The 16,152-nt window shown below is 69.5% G+C and carries 15 protein-coding genes; 10 read left to right on the top strand and 5 right to left on the bottom strand.

Annotated features, from left to right (window positions below):
• Positions 1-7 precede the first annotated feature (7 nt).
• Positions 8-1,060, top strand: a complete 1,053-nt coding sequence (locus tag ACFWUU_RS34845; protein WP_380182183.1) for a DUF2332 domain-containing protein — start codon at positions 8-10, stop codon at positions 1,058-1,060.
• Here the strand turns inward: ACFWUU_RS34845 and ACFWUU_RS34840 are convergent.
• The 3 genes from ACFWUU_RS34840 to ACFWUU_RS34830 all read right to left on the bottom strand — a co-directional run bounded on the left by ACFWUU_RS34840 (position 1,053) and on the right by ACFWUU_RS34830 (position 3,499).
• The gene (locus tag ACFWUU_RS34840) at positions 1,053-1,934 is read right to left on the bottom strand and encodes an arginase family protein (RefSeq protein WP_380182181.1); all 882 of its coding nucleotides are present in this window, start codon (positions 1,932-1,934) and stop codon (positions 1,053-1,055) included. The genes ACFWUU_RS34845 and ACFWUU_RS34840 overlap by 8 nt on opposite strands.
• Before the next feature lie 82 nt (positions 1,935-2,016).
• On the bottom strand, positions 2,017-3,060 hold the full coding sequence (locus ACFWUU_RS34835) for a hypothetical protein (RefSeq protein WP_380182179.1): 1,044 nt from the start codon (positions 3,058-3,060) through the stop codon (positions 2,017-2,019).
• Positions 3,053-3,499 carry a hypothetical protein gene (locus ACFWUU_RS34830; protein ID WP_380182177.1) on the bottom strand — a complete coding sequence of 149 codons (447 nt, stop codon included), beginning with the start codon at positions 3,497-3,499 and terminating at the stop codon, positions 3,053-3,055. The genes ACFWUU_RS34835 and ACFWUU_RS34830 overlap by 8 nt, the downstream gene beginning before the upstream one ends.
• A 107-nt stretch (positions 3,500-3,606) precedes the next feature.
• Between ACFWUU_RS34830 and ffh the strand changes: the two genes are divergently transcribed.
• The 9 genes from ffh to ACFWUU_RS34785 all read left to right on the top strand — a co-directional run bounded on the left by ffh (position 3,607) and on the right by ACFWUU_RS34785 (position 14,514).
• A complete protein-coding gene (gene ffh / locus ACFWUU_RS34825) occupies positions 3,607-5,169 on the top strand; it encodes a signal recognition particle protein (RefSeq protein ID WP_380182175.1) in 1,563 nt (520 codons plus the stop codon).
• Between the two features lie 189 nt (positions 5,170-5,358).
• The gene (locus ACFWUU_RS34820) at positions 5,359-6,702 is read left to right on the top strand and encodes a lytic transglycosylase domain-containing protein (protein WP_380182173.1); all 1,344 of its coding nucleotides are present in this window, start codon (positions 5,359-5,361) and stop codon (positions 6,700-6,702) included.
• Between the two features lie 226 nt (positions 6,703-6,928).
• On the top strand, positions 6,929-8,110 hold the full coding sequence (locus tag ACFWUU_RS34815; protein ID WP_233715237.1) for a lytic transglycosylase domain-containing protein: 1,182 nt from the start codon (positions 6,929-6,931) through the stop codon (positions 8,108-8,110).
• Between the two features lie 24 nt (positions 8,111-8,134).
• Complete coding sequence (locus ACFWUU_RS34810; protein WP_380182171.1) at positions 8,135-9,220, top strand: amidohydrolase family protein; 1,086 nt, start codon at positions 8,135-8,137, stop codon at positions 9,218-9,220.
• A gap of 108 nt (positions 9,221-9,328) precedes the next feature.
• Positions 9,329-10,669 carry an N-acetylmuramoyl-L-alanine amidase gene (locus ACFWUU_RS34805; RefSeq protein WP_380182169.1) on the top strand — a complete coding sequence of 447 codons (1,341 nt, stop codon included), beginning with the start codon at positions 9,329-9,331 and terminating at the stop codon, positions 10,667-10,669.
• Positions 10,670-10,730: 61 nt separating this feature from the next.
• A complete protein-coding gene (locus ACFWUU_RS34800) occupies positions 10,731-11,963 on the top strand; it encodes a sensor histidine kinase (protein ID WP_380182167.1) in 1,233 nt (410 codons plus the stop codon).
• Positions 11,954-12,592, top strand: a complete 639-nt coding sequence (locus ACFWUU_RS34795) for a response regulator (protein ID WP_380182165.1) — start codon at positions 11,954-11,956, stop codon at positions 12,590-12,592. Before ACFWUU_RS34800 ends, ACFWUU_RS34795 begins: the two co-directional genes overlap by 10 nt.
• Before the next feature lie 32 nt (positions 12,593-12,624).
• On the top strand, positions 12,625-13,299 hold the full coding sequence (locus tag ACFWUU_RS34790) for a hypothetical protein (protein WP_380182163.1): 675 nt from the start codon (positions 12,625-12,627) through the stop codon (positions 13,297-13,299).
• 102 nt (positions 13,300-13,401) lie between these two features.
• The gene (locus tag ACFWUU_RS34785) at positions 13,402-14,514 is read left to right on the top strand and encodes a S1 family peptidase (protein ID WP_380182161.1); all 1,113 of its coding nucleotides are present in this window, start codon (positions 13,402-13,404) and stop codon (positions 14,512-14,514) included.
• Between the two features lie 48 nt (positions 14,515-14,562).
• On the opposite strand, the gene ACFWUU_RS34780 is transcribed toward ACFWUU_RS34785, so the two are convergent.
• Both ACFWUU_RS34780 and ACFWUU_RS34775 read right to left on the bottom strand, forming a co-directional pair.
• Complete coding sequence (locus ACFWUU_RS34780) at positions 14,563-15,918, bottom strand: flotillin family protein (RefSeq protein WP_137259213.1); 1,356 nt, start codon at positions 15,916-15,918, stop codon at positions 14,563-14,565.
• Between the two features lie 21 nt (positions 15,919-15,939).
• Complete coding sequence (locus ACFWUU_RS34775) at positions 15,940-16,134, bottom strand: hypothetical protein (protein ID WP_130449247.1); 195 nt, start codon at positions 16,132-16,134, stop codon at positions 15,940-15,942.
• Positions 16,135-16,152 lie beyond the last annotated feature (18 nt).

The raw sequence follows: 16,152 nt of genomic DNA, 5'->3' as shown, positions 1-16,152 counted from the left end.
CAGCGCTGTGCATGTCGTAGAGGCTTTACAGCGCCAAGCCGTCGCCTGCGAGGACCTCGGGTCCTCGATGTACGCCGAGCTGCTCCGACTGCTCGTCGACGACTACGAGGTCGGTGGCGTGTCGGTCGAAGTGCTGGAGGGGTACGAGGACCGGTCGTTCGGTGAGGCGATCGGCCTGCGGTTGCTGGGCGCCGTACACGGTCTGGTGCTGTCGGGCACGGTGCCTGAGCTCGCGGCGTTCTACCCGAGCGCCGGCGGTGCGTGGGACCCGGTGCTCGGCTGGGAGGCGTTCGAGCAGGTGCTGCAGTCGCGGGTGGGGGAGGTGCGGTCGCTGCTGACCCAGCCGCCACAGACGAACGAGGTCAACCGGTCGGTGGCCCTGTACGGCGGTCTCCTGCAACTGGCTCAGACCGTGCCGCTGCCGGTGCGGTTGTTCGAGATCGGTGCATCGGCTGGACTGAACCTGCGCGCGGACCACTTCCGCTACGTCGGCGACGGGGCGTCGTACGGGCCGGCGGACAGTCCGGTGGTGTTCGATCCGGCCTGGGTCGGGGAGATGCCGTCCGCCGAGGTGCGGATCGCGGAACGGGTCGGGTGCGACATCGCGCCGGTGAACCCCCTGACCGAGGAGGGGGCGCGCACGCTGGCGTCGTACGTGTGGCCGGACCAGGCTGACCGCTTGACCCGTTTGCGCGGGGCGGTCGAAGTGGCGCGGCAGGTGCCGGCCGACGTACGCCCGGAGGACGCGGTCTCGTTCCTGCGTGCCCTCGAGCTGTCCGAGGGGCATGTGACGGTCGTGTGGCACTCGATCATGTGGCAGTACCTCCGCCGGCCGGATCGGGCCGCGATCGAAGCCCGGCTGGAAGAGCTCGGCGCGCAGGCCACCGAGTCCGCACCGCTGGCTCATCTGAGCCTCGAGCCGCACGCAACGATCAGTCACGAACGCGGCGCCGAGGGCTGGGAGTACCGCGTCGACCTCCGGAGGTGGCCCGATGGCAGCCTGCGCACACTCGGTACGCTCGGGCCGCACGGTCAGGCGCTCGTCTGGGACGTCAGCTGAGCGCTGCGACCAGGGTGTCGGTGAGCTCGGCTGCGTAGGTGCCGTCCGGGTCGAGGTCGGGGTCGAAGATGCCGATGTCGATCCCCACGCACTTCGGCGAGGCGAGCAGTGGTCGGAGGAGTGCTTGGAGCTGGCCGTGGTCGATCCCGCCCGGGTCCGGGCTGTCGACGGCGGGCATGATCTCGGCGTCGAGGATGTCGACGTCCAGGTGCACCCAGAAGCCGTCCAGATCGTCCCGCTCGAGATGCTCGAACGTGCCGTCGGCCGCGGCGCTCGCATCGTCGGCGATCTTCGACGCCGGCCACACCGGGATCCCGGCCTTCACCGCGTCGGCCGCGTACTCGTCGTCTTCGCGGATCCCGAGCAGCACCGCGTCGGTGTCTCGCGTGTACGGCGTGAGCCCTTCGAGGTCGGTCAGATCCGCCTGCCCGCGTCCGGTGACCAGCGCCAGCGCCTCGCCACCCGCGGCTCCGACGTACGGCGCGTTGTCGACCGTCCGGAAGTCCGAGTGCCCGTCCAGGTACACCACGCCGTACCGGCCCAGCCGCTTCAACGCCAACGCCGGCCCCAGCAGGTTGCTGCACTCACCGCCCAGCAGCACAACGAACTTCCCCTGCTCGACGAACCCCGCCACCCGATCCGCCAACTTCACCGTGTACTGCGCCATCGCCTGCGCGTTGAACACCCCGTCGCCCGGCTTCCAGTCCCCACGGTCGTACCGCGGCGGCGTCACACACCCACCGTCCTCCGCCCCGATCCGCCGCACGAACCCGTTGTCCCGCAGCGCGCCGGCCAACTTGTAACACCCCGGCACCGTCCCGGCCGCCGGCGGCCGCAACCCCAAGTTGGAAGGCCCGTCCACCACAACCCGCACACCAAGCTCCTAACCGGTGGAAGCCAATCAGTCGGTTAGATACTCGACGCCCCACTCCCACCTGTCAATCGGCAACCACCACCTACCCGCGCCCACCAGACCCCCGCGGCGCACCCGGCACCGAACCATCGCGCCGCACCGACGCACCCCGCGCCGCCCCCGCGGCCCGAGCAGCCGCCGCCCGCGACCCATCCCCAAGCGCCGACCCCTGCCCCGCAGCCCCCGCGGCCGGCGCCACCCCACTCAGAAACCGAGCCGCCGCCAGCTCCCCAGAAGGCTCAGTCCTCTTCTCAGGCTGAGGAGCGGTCTGCTCCACACCCTGCTGCCGAGCCCCGTCCTCCGCACCCTCCCGATCCGTCCACGGATGCGTCCGCCGAAGCTCCTCAACCTTCGCGTTCAGCGCCCGCCCGATCTCCTCAGCCACCTGCCGCCCAGCCTCCGGCGACCGCTGAGCCAACGAATCCCACCGCGGATGCAACATCGTCCCAATCAACTCCCGCCGAACGGCCTCCCGATCGCGCCCCTCCGCCGGCGCCACCTCCTGCAACCGATTCCGCACGACAGCTTCCGCCAACTGATCAAAATGCATCACCGCCGGCCCCTGACTGAGCCGCCCGATCAACTCCCGCCGATCCACACGCGGCCCCGACGCCTGCTCGATCAACCCGTTCGCCGCGGCATACGCACCGCTGTGTTGCTGACCGTCGAAGGCCAGGCCCTCGTACCCCGCCAGCTCGGTAAAGGCCTCGAAGTCGTTGGCAGCCCGGACCGACGCGACGCCGGAGTGCAGCCCGCGTGACTCTGTCGTCTGGACGGCGTTGGCCTCGCCTGGCGCGTTCACCGCCATCCCGGCCCGCGTACCGCGATCCAGGACCGTCGCCAGCGCGGCCGCCTGCAACTGTGGCCTCGCCGCCGGATGTCTCGTCAGCCCTTCACGAAGTAGCTGCTCGTGGATCCCGATCGCGCCAGACGCCTGGTCGAATCCACCGAGGTCGCTCGTCGCGTACAGCTCGCGGTTCCAGCGGTCGACGGCGGTCGGCCGGAGCCGCCGCGCGAGGTCGTACAACCGGGCGAATTCGCGGTATGTCTGCGAGTCCTCGGGGACACGCTGCCCGGACTCAGGCATCGGACGTGGGGAACGGGACGTCAGTCAGCGGGAACGATGGGTCGCGGAGCCACTCCTCCATGGACTGGAGGTCCTCTGTCATCCCGCGGATGTCCCACTCTTCGTCCTCCGACGCGCGATCGGCGATTTCCCAGATCCGTCGTCGCGCGTCCGCCAGCATCGCGATCTTCTCCTCGGTGCTTCCCCTCGGCGGGTATGCGGCCGCGTGGATGCGGTCCGCCTCGTAGAACAGCTCGCTCCACTGACGAGGCGGAGCGGGCGGCTCAGCCAGACGGGCTATCAGGCGGGCGGTCCAGGTCTGGTCGTGTTCCGAGGCGTCGGTTGGTACCAGGGCTCGCAGCTTCTCCTGCTCCGCGGGGATGTCTGCGGCTTGTCCGCCGCGCACCCGGTCGCGGGCTCTGCCGAAGGCGTCGTTGAAGGCTGGGATGTCGAGGGGCATGGCGATCACGGTAGCGAGAAAGGGGCGCGCGCTGCCGGAGTTATCCACAGGTTGCCGGGCCGGTAGACTCGGGGAGTTCATCGCTTCGACGAAACGGACTGTTTCTCGTGTTCGACACGCTTTCCGATCGGCTCTCCACCGCGTTCAAGAATCTGCGGGGCAAGGGCAAGCTGACCGACGCCGATATCGACGCGACCACCCGGGAGATCCGGATCGCGTTGCTGGAGGCCGATGTCGCGCTGCCGGTGGTGCGGGAGTTCATCGCGGCGGTGCGGGAACGCGCCAGCGGGGCCGAGGTGCGCGGCGGGCTGAACCCGGCGCAGCAGGTGATCAAGATCGTCAACGAGGAACTGGTCAAGATCCTCGGCGGCGAGACCCGCGAGCTGCGGATGGCGAAGCGGCCGCCGACGGTGATCATGCTCGCCGGTCTGCAGGGTGCAGGTAAGACCACCCTGGCCGGCAAGCTCGCCAAGTGGCTGCGGGAGACCCAGCACCAGACCCCGATGCTGGTCGCCGCCGACCTCCAGCGGCCGAATGCGGTGACCCAGCTGCAGGTCGTCGGTGAGCGCGCCGGCGTACCGGTGTTCGCGCCCGAGCCCGGCAACGGCGTCGGCGACCCGGTGGACGTCGCCCGCAAGGCGATGGACGAGGCGCGGTCCAAGCAGTACAGCGTCGTGATCGTCGACACCGCCGGCCGGCTGGGTGTGGACGAGGAGCTGATGAAGCAGGCCGCGGACATCCGTGACGCGGTCAGCCCGGACGAGATCCTGTTCGTCGTCGACGCGATGATCGGTCAGGACGCGGTCACCACCGCGCAGGCCTTCCTCGACGGTGTCGGCTTCGACGGCGTCGTACTGTCCAAGCTCGACGGTGACGCCCGGGGTGGTGCCGCGCTGTCGATCGCGCAGGTCACCGGCCGCCAGGTGATGTTCGCCAGCAACGGCGAGAAGCTCGAGGACTTCGACGTCTTCCACCCCGACCGGATGGCGTCGCGCATCCTCGGTATGGGCGACGTGATGAGCCTGATCGAGCAGGCCGAGCGCTCCTTCGACGCGGAGGAGGCGGCCAAGACCGCCGCCAAGCTGCAGAAGAAGGGCGGCAAGGACTTCACCCTGGACGACTTCCTCGCCCAGATGCAGTCGGTGCGCAAGATGGGCCCGCTGACGAAGATCTTCGGCATGCTGCCCGGTGCGAACCAGTTCAAGGACCAGCTGGAGAACTTCGACGAGCGCGAGATCGACCGGATCGAGGCGGTCATCCACTCGATGACGCCGGCCGAGCGTAACGATCCGAACATCATCAACGGCTCCCGCCGGGCCCGGATCGCCAAGGGTTCCGGCACCGAGGTCGCGACCGTCAGCGGTCTGGTCGAGCGGTTCTTCGAGGCCCGCAAGATGATGTCCGCGATGGCGTCCGGCAAGGGGATCCCGGGGATGCCCGGTATGCCGGGGATGCCCGGCGCGGGTGCCGGCGGGGCGCGGAAGGCCAAGCAGCAGGCGAAGAAGGGCAAGAAGCGCGGCTCCGGCAACCCCGCCAAGCGGGCGAACCAGGGCAACCCCCAGCCGCAGGCGCCGCAGCCGGGTCAGCTCCCGGCCGCGTTCGGCGGCGGTCAGGACGCCGGCGACTTCGAGCTGCCCGACGACCTGAAGAAGATGCTCGGCGGCAACTGACCCGCTTCCCGAAAGGGCAGTGTCCGCAGTGTGAACTTTCGGCGACCACAGGCTGCACACGCCTGCCGGAAAACCCTTAACCGTGCGCAGCGGCGCACTGTGACCGGTTGATCACGACCCCGTGGCGGCTAAGATCGTGCCTACGCCCGAGAGACACACCACCTGCGGAATGCGTCGAGGACGGTTCGGATGAGGCAGCAGTTCAAGAACCTGGACACGTGGCGGGGCAAGTTGTCCGCCGCATGCACCTGCTTGGCGCCTCCCACTGCCATGGTCGCCGTGTTCGTCGTCGGCGGCGTCACCTCGAACACGTTCATCGTCGACGCACACGCGCTGGCCGCTCCGCGCCAGGACGCGGTGTTCGACGACCTGGCCAACAATGTGCCGGCCCAGCCCGGTGTCGACGGCAGCCTGCCGACGCAGGAGAAGTCCACGATCGGGGTCCCGGTCACCGGGTCGACCGACGGCACCGTGCAGCCGATCCCCGGTGCGATCGGCGACACCTCGGGCATTCCGGGCACGGTGCTCGCGGCGTACCAGAAGGCGGCGCGGGATCTCGCGCTCTCGATGCCCGGCTGCCACCTGACCTGGCCGCTGCTCGCCGGTATCGGCAAGGTCGAGTCCGGCCACGCCAGCGGCGGCAAGGTCGACGCGAACGGCAACACCCGCGGCAAGATCCTCGGCCCGGTCCTCGACGGCAGCCCCGGGATGGCGGCGATCGCCGACACCGACCAGGGCGTGTACGACGGGAACACCACCTGGGACCGCGCCGTCGGCCCGATGCAGTTCATCCCCGGCACGTGGCGGGCGTTCGGCGCGGACGGCAACGGCGACGGGATCAAGGATCCGCACAACGTCTTCGACGCGGCCCGGGCGACGGGTGACTACCTCTGCTCCGGCGGCGCGAACCTGGCGGACCCGGCGGGCCTGGTCCAGGCGGTGCTGCGCTACAACCACTCGATGGACTACGTGTCGACCGTGCTGCGGTGGATGCAGTCCTACAGCCACGACACCGTGACGGTGCCGGACAAGCCGGGCACGATCGACACCCCGGGTGACGGCGGCAACAACGGCGACGGCGAGGAGCGTACGGCGACCACGCCGCCGCCCACCACGCCGCCGCCGACGACGGCACCGACCACCGTGCCGACCACAGCGCCTACGACCACGCAGCCGACGGTCGTCCCGACCACGTCCCGGCCGACCAGCAGCCGTCCGAGCTCGACGAAGCCGACCGTCGCCCGGCCGACCAACGGCCCGGGTACGACGTCGACCTCGCCGACCAAGCCGCCGTACACCCCGCCGCCCAGCACGCCCCCGACGACACCGCCGACGACTCCGCCGACCACGCCGGGCGACCCGACCTGTACGCCGACCCCGACGCCGTCGGACACGCCGACCCCGTCGCCGAGCGAGACCGTCACGCCGACGCCCACTCCGACGCCGAGCCCGTGCAGCTCGACAGGTACGGAGTCCGACCCGACGAAGACGGCGGCGGCCACTCCCAGCGATGCCCCGAGGGCGGGCAGCTGAGGCGAGCTGTACGCTCTCTCCCGAGGTGCCGTCAGGTAGCCGCGTTCGTTACCTCGGTGCCGGTTTTCCGAGGGGTTTCTGTGGCCCGTAACTTTGCGTCGTCTTGATGTAACTTTGTGGCGCATGGTTCGTTGAAGGGGCTATGCGCCTAACCCGTAGTGGTAACCGTCGGGTCAAAATAATCATCGCTTCACTGTGCACGGCCCCGCTCCTGGTCGGGGCCATCGTGACAGTTGCTTCGGGCGGGGCCGGTGCCACCGGCCAGCTCGCTGGTACCAACCCGGTCGCCCCATCGCCTGGAGCCGGGCTGAACAGTGGTGAGTTCGACGAGCTGACGATGATCGTCCCGCAGCGTCCGGGAGTGGACGGCCGGCTCGGATCCGACCAACCCGCCCGCGCCGACGTCCCCGTGCAGGGGGCCACCGACGGCCGATCGGTCGTCCGTCCCGGCCGGCCGGGAGCAGTGAACGGCATTCCGCGCGGGGTGTTCCCCGCCTACCGCCGCGCCACCGCCAACCTCGCGGTCGTCCGGCCGAACTGCGGGCTCACCTGGCCGCTGCTCGCCGGCGTCGGCAAGGTCGAGTCCGACCACGCCAGCGGCGGTCGCGTCGACGTAGCCGGCACCACCCGCGGCCGGATCCTCGGCCCGGTGCTGAACGGCCGGCACGGCAACGGCCGGATCATGGACTCCGACAAGGGCAAGTTCGACGCCGACGCGACGTACGACCGTGCGGTCGGCCCGATGCAGATCATCCCGCAGGTGTGGGACGAGTTCGGGGCCGACGGCAACGGCGACGGCTTCCGCAACCCCAACAACGTGTACGACGCGGTCACCACCGTCGCCGTGGTGCTCTGCTCCGAGGGTGACGACCTGAAGCAGCCGCGGGACCTGGTCGAGGCCCTGCTGCGCTACCAGCACTCCAAGGACTTCGTCGCCACCGTGCTGAAGTGGATGCGGGTCTACAGCAAGAACGCGGTCCTGATCCCGAACGCGACCGGCAACATCGCCGCCGCGAAGTGGACCGGCAACGCCGACCGCAAGGTCGACCCGCGACAGGTCCCCGACGTCCCGGACGACACCAAGACGACCACCGCGACGCCGACCGCGACCGTGCCGCCGCCGGTCCTGCCGTCCACGCCGCCGTCGACGGTGTGGGACAAGCCGACCGTGCCCAAGCCGATCGACACCCCGACGGAGACGCCGACGCATCGGCCGACGTCGACGCCGACCAAGACGCCCACCAAGACGCCGACGAAGACTCCGACCAAGACGCCCACGGAGACTCCGACGCAGACTCCGACCCAGACGCCGACGGACACCCCGACGCAGACTCCGACCGGGACGCCGTGCGCCGGCAACGAACCCACCACCCCGACCTGTACGCCAGGCGGCGGCTCGCACGGCTGAGAGGTCCCCGATACGGTCGGATCCATGACCGTACTCAAGCTCGTCGGCACGGTGTTGCCGGCCGGTGAGCAGCGGGAGCTCCATCTCAGCGGTGGGCTGGTCGTCGACCGGCCCACCGCAGGTGATGTGACGACCGTGCATACCGGCGGCTGGATCGTGCCTGGCCTGGTCGACGCGCACTGCCACATCGGCCTCGACCAGCACGGCGCCGTCGACGCGGAAGTCCAGGAGCGGCAGGCGATCGTCGACCGCGATGCCGGCGCGCTGCTGGTCCGGGACGCCGGTTCGGCCGCCGACACCCGCTGGATCGACGACCGCGACGACCTGCCGAAGATCATCCGCGCCGGCCGCCACATCGCCCGCTCCAAGCGCTACATCCGCAACTACGGCTGGGAGATCGAGCCGGAAGAACTCGTCGCGTACGTCGAGCAGGAGGCCCGTCGTGGTGACGGCTGGGTCAAGCTGGTCGGCGACTGGATCGACCGCGAGGCCGGCGACCTGACCCCGTGCTGGCCGGCCGACGCGCTGACGACGGCGATCGCCCGTGCGCACGAGCTCGGCGCCCGCGTCACCGCACACGTCTTCGGCGAGCACGCCCTGCCCGATCTGCTTGCCGCCGGCATCGACTGCATCGAGCACGGCACCGGCCTCGAGCCGGACATGCTCGCCCAGATGGCCGACCACGGCGTCGCGGTCGTCCCCACGCTGATCCAGCTCGAGAACTTTCCCGAGTACGCCGAACAGGCCGCCGCGAAGTTCCCGGTCTACTCGGCGCACATGCGCGACCTGTACGACCGTCGCCTGCACCGGCTGCGGGACGCGTTCGATGCCGGCGTACCGGTCTATGCGGGGACCGACGCGGGCGGTGTCCTCGGGCACGGCCTCGTCGCCCAGGAGATCCAGGCGCTGACCGGGATCGGCCTGTCGGGGGAGCAGGCGCTGGCCGCGGGATCGTGGGCCGCCCGCGCCTGGCTCGGTGCGCCGAGCGAGCTGCAGCCCGGCGACCCGGCCGATCTGGTCGTGTACGACGATGACCCGCGCGCGAACCCCGCCGTACTCACGCATCCGCGATTGATCGCGCTCCGTGGTCAGGTGATGTTCCGGCGGTGACGGGAAAAAATTCACCCAAACACTGGATCGGACGGAAGATCTTCCCTTAGCGTGACTTCCGGGACCGCCGACGCCCCTCGGCGGACCGGACAGGAAGGACCGCCGCCCATGCGGAACACCGCCACGATTCTGCTCGCTGTCGGAGCACTCGCGCTGACAGCCCTCCCGAGCCACGCAGCCCAACCACCTCAGCCCACCGGCCAACCGGACCTGGCGTCCGCGTTCCAGTCCGCCGCCGCGAGGTACGACGTACCTCGTGAGGTGCTCGTCAGCGTCGGATTCGCCGAGACGCACCTCGACGGCCACGACGGCGCGCCGAGCCAGGCGAACGGCTACGGCGTCATGCACCTGGCCAGCAACAACACCAACACAACGATGTCCGAGGCAAGCAAACTGACCGGCCTCCCGGTCGCGAAGCTGACCAAGGACGACCAGTCGAACATCCTCGGCGCCGCCGCAGTCCTCGACTCGTACGCCGATCAAGTGGGTCTGCAGGATCGCGCCGATCTCGGCAAGTGGTACTCCGTGATCGCGAAGTACTCGCACTCCGCCGACGGCCCGACCGCGCGCCTGTACACCGACGAGGTCTATCGGGTGATCGCCCGCGGTGTCAGCACGGCGGGCGTCTCGACCGAGCCGAAGCAGGTCACGCCGGACCTCGGCGCCTACGCGAAGGTCTCGCCGCTCGGCACGAAGTCCGCCTCAGCGGTCCAGGCCGCCGACTACCCGGGCGCGATCTGGAACCCGGCCTGCACCTGCAACTACGCGGTCGGCCGCACCCAGGCGATCACTACGATCGTGATCCACGTGACGCAGGGGTCGTACGCCGGCACGATCAGCTGGTTCAAGGACCCGGCGGCCCAGGTCAGCGCGCACTACGTGGTCCGGTCCAGCGACGGCCAGATCACCCAGATGGTCGCCGAGAAGGACACCGCCTGGCACGCCCGCAGCGCGAACCCGTTCGCGATCGGCATCGAGCACGAGGGGTTCATCGACCAGCCGTCGTGGTTCACCGACGCGATGTACCGGTCGTCGGCCGCGCTGACCGCCAACATCGCCGACCGCCGTGGCATCCCGAAGGACCGCAACCACATCAAGGGTCACAGCGAGATGCCCGGCAACGACCACACCGACCCGGGACCGAACTGGAACTGGGACTACTACATGCAGCTGGTGAACGGCGGCGACCCGAATCCGCCGCAGTACAACTTCACCACCTATGGCAACGGCGTCAACGTCCGGTCCGGGCCGCATCTGGCCGACTCGGTCGTGACCACGCTGCCCGGCCCGACGCAGGTCTTCGTCGAGTGCCAGATCCAGGGCGACACCGTGACCGCTAACGGCTACACGAACAACTGGTGGTCCAAGCTCCGCGACCAGGGCGGCTACATGACCAACATCTACATCGACGATCCGAACGCCAAGCTCCCGGGCGTTCCGGACTGCTAGACAGCAGAAGGTAGAGCCTGCTGTACCGACACATGCCCGGCCGCCCCGGAGGATATGAGTCATGGTCAACAAGATCCTGGCTCGGGGCGGACGGGCATGTGCCTACCTGGTGGTTCGCTACGTACGGGCGCTCCTGCTGTTGCTGGCAGTGCCGAACGGTGTGCTCCTCGGCTGGTTGATCACGCCGTTCACCGGCGCACTGGTGAAGCTGGCGAACAGTGAGCGCCGCAGGGCCGCCAAGTACCTCGGCGTACCCGCGGGCGCGCCGCTGCCGGCCGCGACACCGCGTCAGCCGGGCGACGTCGTCACGTTGTTCCGGGACAAGTCGTTCAAGCGCAGCCTGCGCTGTCTGCTGATGCCGGTGGTGATGATCCCGGAGCTGATCGTCGCAGTGGCCGCGATCATGGGTGTGCCGTCGGCGGTGCTCGGCACGTTGCTGTGGTGGCTTTCCCCGGGCAACTTCAGCCTGATGGGCCTCGACGTCAACAGCTGGTTCGAGGCCCTCACGCTGGGCCCGCTGCAGGTGTTGGTCAGTCTGGGCCTCCTGGCTTGGGTTGCACCGGCCCTGGCCCGCGGCCACGCCAAAGCGGCACTCAAGCTGCTGGCACCCAGCCAGGACCAGCTGGAGACCGCCAGGCTGTCGCAGCGGGTCGAGGAGCTCACCAAGAGCCGGGCAGGCGCTGTCGACTCGCATGGCGCCGAGCTGCGGCGGATCGAGCGGGACCTGCACGACGGGACGCAGGCGCAGCTGGTGTCACTGGCGATGCGGATCGGTATCGCGAAGCAGACCATGGCCGAGGACCCGGAGAAGGCCGCCAAACTGCTCGACGACGCCCGTGACGGCGCAGAGCAGGCCATGACGGAGCTCCGCGGCGTACTGCGGACCATGTACCCGCCGATCCTTGCCGACCGCGGTCTGGTCGGAGCGGTCTCCGCACTGGCCGCCCGGTGCCCACTGCCGGTCCAGCTCCGCATCGGCGAGCTGGGCGAGGTCCCAGCCGCAGTAGAGGCCGCTGCGTACTTCGTGGTCGCGGAGTCCCTCACCAACATCACCAAGCACAGTGCGGCCGGACACGTCGACGTACAGCTCGAACGGCGTGGTTCCGAGCTCTACCTGTCCGTCATGGACGACGGGATCGGCGGAGCGCGGATCAGCGACCAGTCCGACCTGCTGGGCCGCGGGAGTGGGCTGCATGGCATGCTCCACCGCGTGCAGGCGATCGACGGTCACATGGAGCTGCAGAGCCCGATCGGTGGGCCGACCACCGTCGAGGTGATCCTTCCGTGCGGGTGATCATCCTCGAGGACAACCCGATCCTCGCCGAGGGCCTGAGCCTGCTGCTGAACAACTCCGGCTTCGAGGTCGCCGCGGTCGCCACCGACGCGGACGAGTTCGCCAAGGCGATCGCCGAGCACCAGGTGGACATCGCCGTGGTCGACGTACGACTGCCACCCACCTTCACCGACGAGGGCCTGCGTGCCGCGATCGAGGCCAGGCGGGTCCGGCCAGGGCTGCCGGTGCTGGTGTTCTCGCAGTACGTCGAGGAGGTGTACGCCGCCGAGCTGCTCGCCGCCGGCAGCGAAGGCGTCGGCTACCTGCTGAAGGACCGGGTCTCCCGCGTCGACGAGTTCCTCGAAGCAGTACGCCGGGTTGCGGCCGGCGGGACCGTGCTGGATCCAGAGGTGGTCAGCCAGCTCATGGTCAAGCGGAGCAGCCCGCTCGATCGGCTCACGCCGCGCGAACGCGAAGTACTCGCCCTGATGGCCGAGGGTCTCGGCAACGTGGCGATCGGGGCGAAGCTGGTCATCTCCGAAGGCGCTGTGCACAAACACGTCGGCAACGTCTTCCTCAAGCTCGACCTGCCGCCGACGGACTCCGGTCACCGCCGCGTCCTAGCCGTCCTCGCCTACCTCGGGCTCTGAACCCTCGCGTCGGTATGTTCACGCTCGTGAAAATGCGGAAAGCGGTTGTTGTCGTACTGGCCGTAGCGGGCGTCGCCGGTGTAGCGGCGTGCGGCGGGTCGAAGAAGGAGGGTGCAGCCCCGCCGCCGGTGGTTGCCACGTCAGCAACACCGACGCCGACGCCGCTGAACGACACACGAGCGGCCGCCGCGCTCGCGACCGGGGGCCTTGGGGTCAAGGACGTACCGGGAATGCAGCCGCTGGGCGCGCCGATCACCAGCCTGAACTCGCCGACCGTTGCCGCCCTGTGCGGGCCGACCGCCGCAGGCCTGACCAGCGAGAAGCTGCGGATGGCCCGGCGACAGCTGGTGTGGAGTGCGGGTCCGTCGGAGTTCGTGTCCGAGGAGCGGATCGTCTACCAGCAGGGCGGCGTACAGGCTGCGCTGAAGGACCTCCGGACCTTGAGCACGATCTGCCCGGACCGGATCGGCGTACAGCCGGCGCCGACGAGCGCGAAACTGCCGGCCGGCTCGATGGCGATCTCGGCCCACGGCTCCGGCCAGGGCGGCGACTCGTACGCCGTGCCCGTCGGGAGCCAGCTGCTCGTCGTGCTGTGGTCGAACTGGACCAGGTCACCCGAGCCGGCCGTCATCAAGACCGCTCTCGCCACGGCGCGCACCGTCGTCGTCCAGCGTGAGCAGCCCACCCTCCAGGCCCTGGCCAGCTGACAACGTCGGTCATTCGCCCTTGACGGGCCGTCCGCAGTACGCCACTCTCGATCGCGAGAGCGCTCTCATCCACCGAACCGCCCCTAGGTGAGGAGAGTTCAGATGAAGGTCCTATTGGCCGCCGTGATCACGGCGGGTCTACTGACCGTGCCTGCACAAGCGATAGCCCAACCGCTCGCAGTGCCCGGGCAGGCAGCCGCGATGCAGCGCGACTTCGGGCTGAGCGACCAGCAGCTGCAGCAACGACTGCAGGCCGAGACGTCAGCCGCGAAGCTGTTGCCCGCAGCCCAGAAGGCCGCCGGAGCTGCCTACGGCGGTGCCTGGTACGACGCAACCACACAGAAGCTCGTTGTCGGCGTGGTAGGCCCGGACCGCGCGGCCGCCGTGCGAGCAACAGGTGCCGCGGTGACCGCCGTACCTGTGACCGCCAAGACGCTCGACCACCGGAAGGCCGCTGTCGACAAGCTGGCCGGGAAGGCCGTGCCGAACGCGGTCAGCGGCTGGTCTGCCGACCCGAAGACCGGCAGCGTGGTCATCAACGTCCAAGCAGGTAAGCGATCCCCGGCCGTCGACGCGTTCGTGGCCAAGGTCGCGAAGACCGGAGCCGTGACGGTCAAGGAGGTGGCCGCGCAGGCACCACGCACGTACGCCGCCGGCACGGTCGGCGGCGACCCGTACTACGTCAGCAACATCCGCTGCTCGATCGGCTTCTCGGTGTACGGCGGATACGTCACCGCGGGCCACTGTGGTCGCAGCGGCATCGTCCGCGGCTGGGACGGGTCGGACCAGGGCTCGTTCCAGGGCTGGTCGTTCCCGGACAACGACTATGCGTGGGTGGCGACCGGCTATGGCTGGTGGACCGTCCCGGTGGTCCTCGGCTGGGGACAGGTCAGTGACCAGCTCGTCCGCGGGTCGTGGGAGGCGCCGATCGGTTCGTCGGTGTGCCGGAGTGGTTCGACGTCGCACTGGCACTGCGGCACGATCCTGGCCAAGAACGAGACCGTGAACTACGGCAACGGCGCTCTGTTCTACGGCGCGACCAAGACCAACGTCTGTGCCGAGGGTGGCGATTCTGGTGGGTCGTTCATCACCGGCGACCAGGCGCAAGGCGTGACGTCGGGCGGCTGGGGTGACTGCACCAGCGGCGGCGAGACGTGGTTCCAGCCGGTCAACGAGATCCTGCAGGCGTACGGCCTGACGCTGCAGACCGCGTAGAAATGCCTGTGGATCCCCTTGCGTGCAAGGGGATCCACAGGTCTGCGATCAGGCCGGGTTGTCCGGCACCGACTCGAGCGCCGGCTTCTCGTCCTGGTCCTTCTTGGTGGAGAGCGACTCGATCAGCTGCTTGGCCAGCGCGAAGCCGGAGCCGCCCATCGTGATCGTCTTCACCAGGGTGTCCTCGATGCCCTGCGCGCCGTTCAGCACGACCATGTTGCCGACCTTGTCGAACGACGACGACGCGGCCCGGACGATCTCCGGGTACGCCTCGGCGAGCTGCTGCGCGACGACCGCGTCGGTGTTCGTGGCCAGCGCCTCGGCGCGCGCCTTGATACCGGCCGCCTCGGCCATCGCCTTCGCCTCGACGGCGGACGCCTCGGCCTTACCGTTCAGCTCGGTCGCCTTCGCCTGGGCCTCACCACGCAGCTGGACCTCCCGGGCGTTCGCCTCGGCGGCCGCGATCTGCGCGTCCCGGGCAGCCTGGGCCAGCGTGCGCTGCTTGTACGCCTCGGCGTCGGCCGGCTTCAGCACCGACGACTCCAGCTGCTTCTCGGCCAGCGACGCGTTCAGCTTCGCGGTCTCCGTCTCGGCGACGACGACCTCCTGCTTGGCCAGCGCGGCCGCCAGCGGTCCGGCCTGGAACGACTTCGACGTGGCCTGGTCGACCTCGGCCTGGTAACCGGCCTTGGCGATCTCGCTCTCGCGGATCGCGGCCGCCTTCGCGGCGGCGGCAACCTGCTCGCGCTCGGTCGCCTCCCGGTCCCGCTCGGCCTGTGCGATCCGGGCCGCGGCCTCGACGGCTGCGGCCTGCGGGCGGCCCAGGTTCCGGATGTAGCCGGACTCGTCGTCGATCTCCTGGATCTGCAGCGAGTCGACCACGAGACCGAGCTTCTCCATGTCGCCGGCCAGCGAGCCGCGGATGTTCGTGGTCAGCGTCTCCCGGTCGTGCAGCATCTCCTCGACCGTGGTCGAACCGACGATCGCGCGGAGGTGACCGGCGAACAGCTCGTGGATCGTGCTCATCACCTGCTCGTCGCTCTGCTCCAGGAACCGGCGGGCCGCGTTCGCGATCGAGCCGTAGTCGTCACCGACCTTGTACGCCGTGACGCCCTTGATGTGCAGCGGGATGCCCTGGCTGGACACGCACGTCACGGTCAACGGCGTCGCGCGGATGTCCAGCGGCAACCGCCGTACCGTCTGGAAGCCCGGCAGTACTGCGGTGCCGCGGCCGACCACGATCTTGAAGCCGAGGGTCTCGTTGACCTGCTCGGTGCTGGAGTGCGCGCCGAGGCCGGAGATGATCAGCGCCTCGTTCGGCTCCGCCACCCGCCAGACCATCCGGAACACGATGAGCAGGACCACCACCGCGACAGCGGCGACGGCCACGTACGTCCAGAGCATTTCCCCTCCAAGGGAACGTAATTAGATGGCGCGAGCGACGTAGACGGTGCGGGGTGGGTCGTAGTCGACGACGACGACCTGCGTTCCCACCTCGAGCACCTCGTCGGTCGCGGGGTAAGCGTAGAAGGCCTCGGTGGCACCGCGGACCGGCAGCATCACCTCGCCGACGATCCCGGGTGCGATCCGCCCGATCACCCGCCCCCGTTTGCCTACCATGTTGCCCCTCCGACGTAG

The sequence above is a fragment of the Kribbella sp. NPDC058693 genome, from assembly GCF_042715335.1.
Taxonomy (GTDB): domain Bacteria; phylum Actinomycetota; class Actinomycetes; order Propionibacteriales; family Kribbellaceae; genus Kribbella; species Kribbella jiaozuonensis.
Note: the sequence above shows the minus strand (reverse complement) of the source record. Positions and strands in the feature narration are given on the sequence as shown.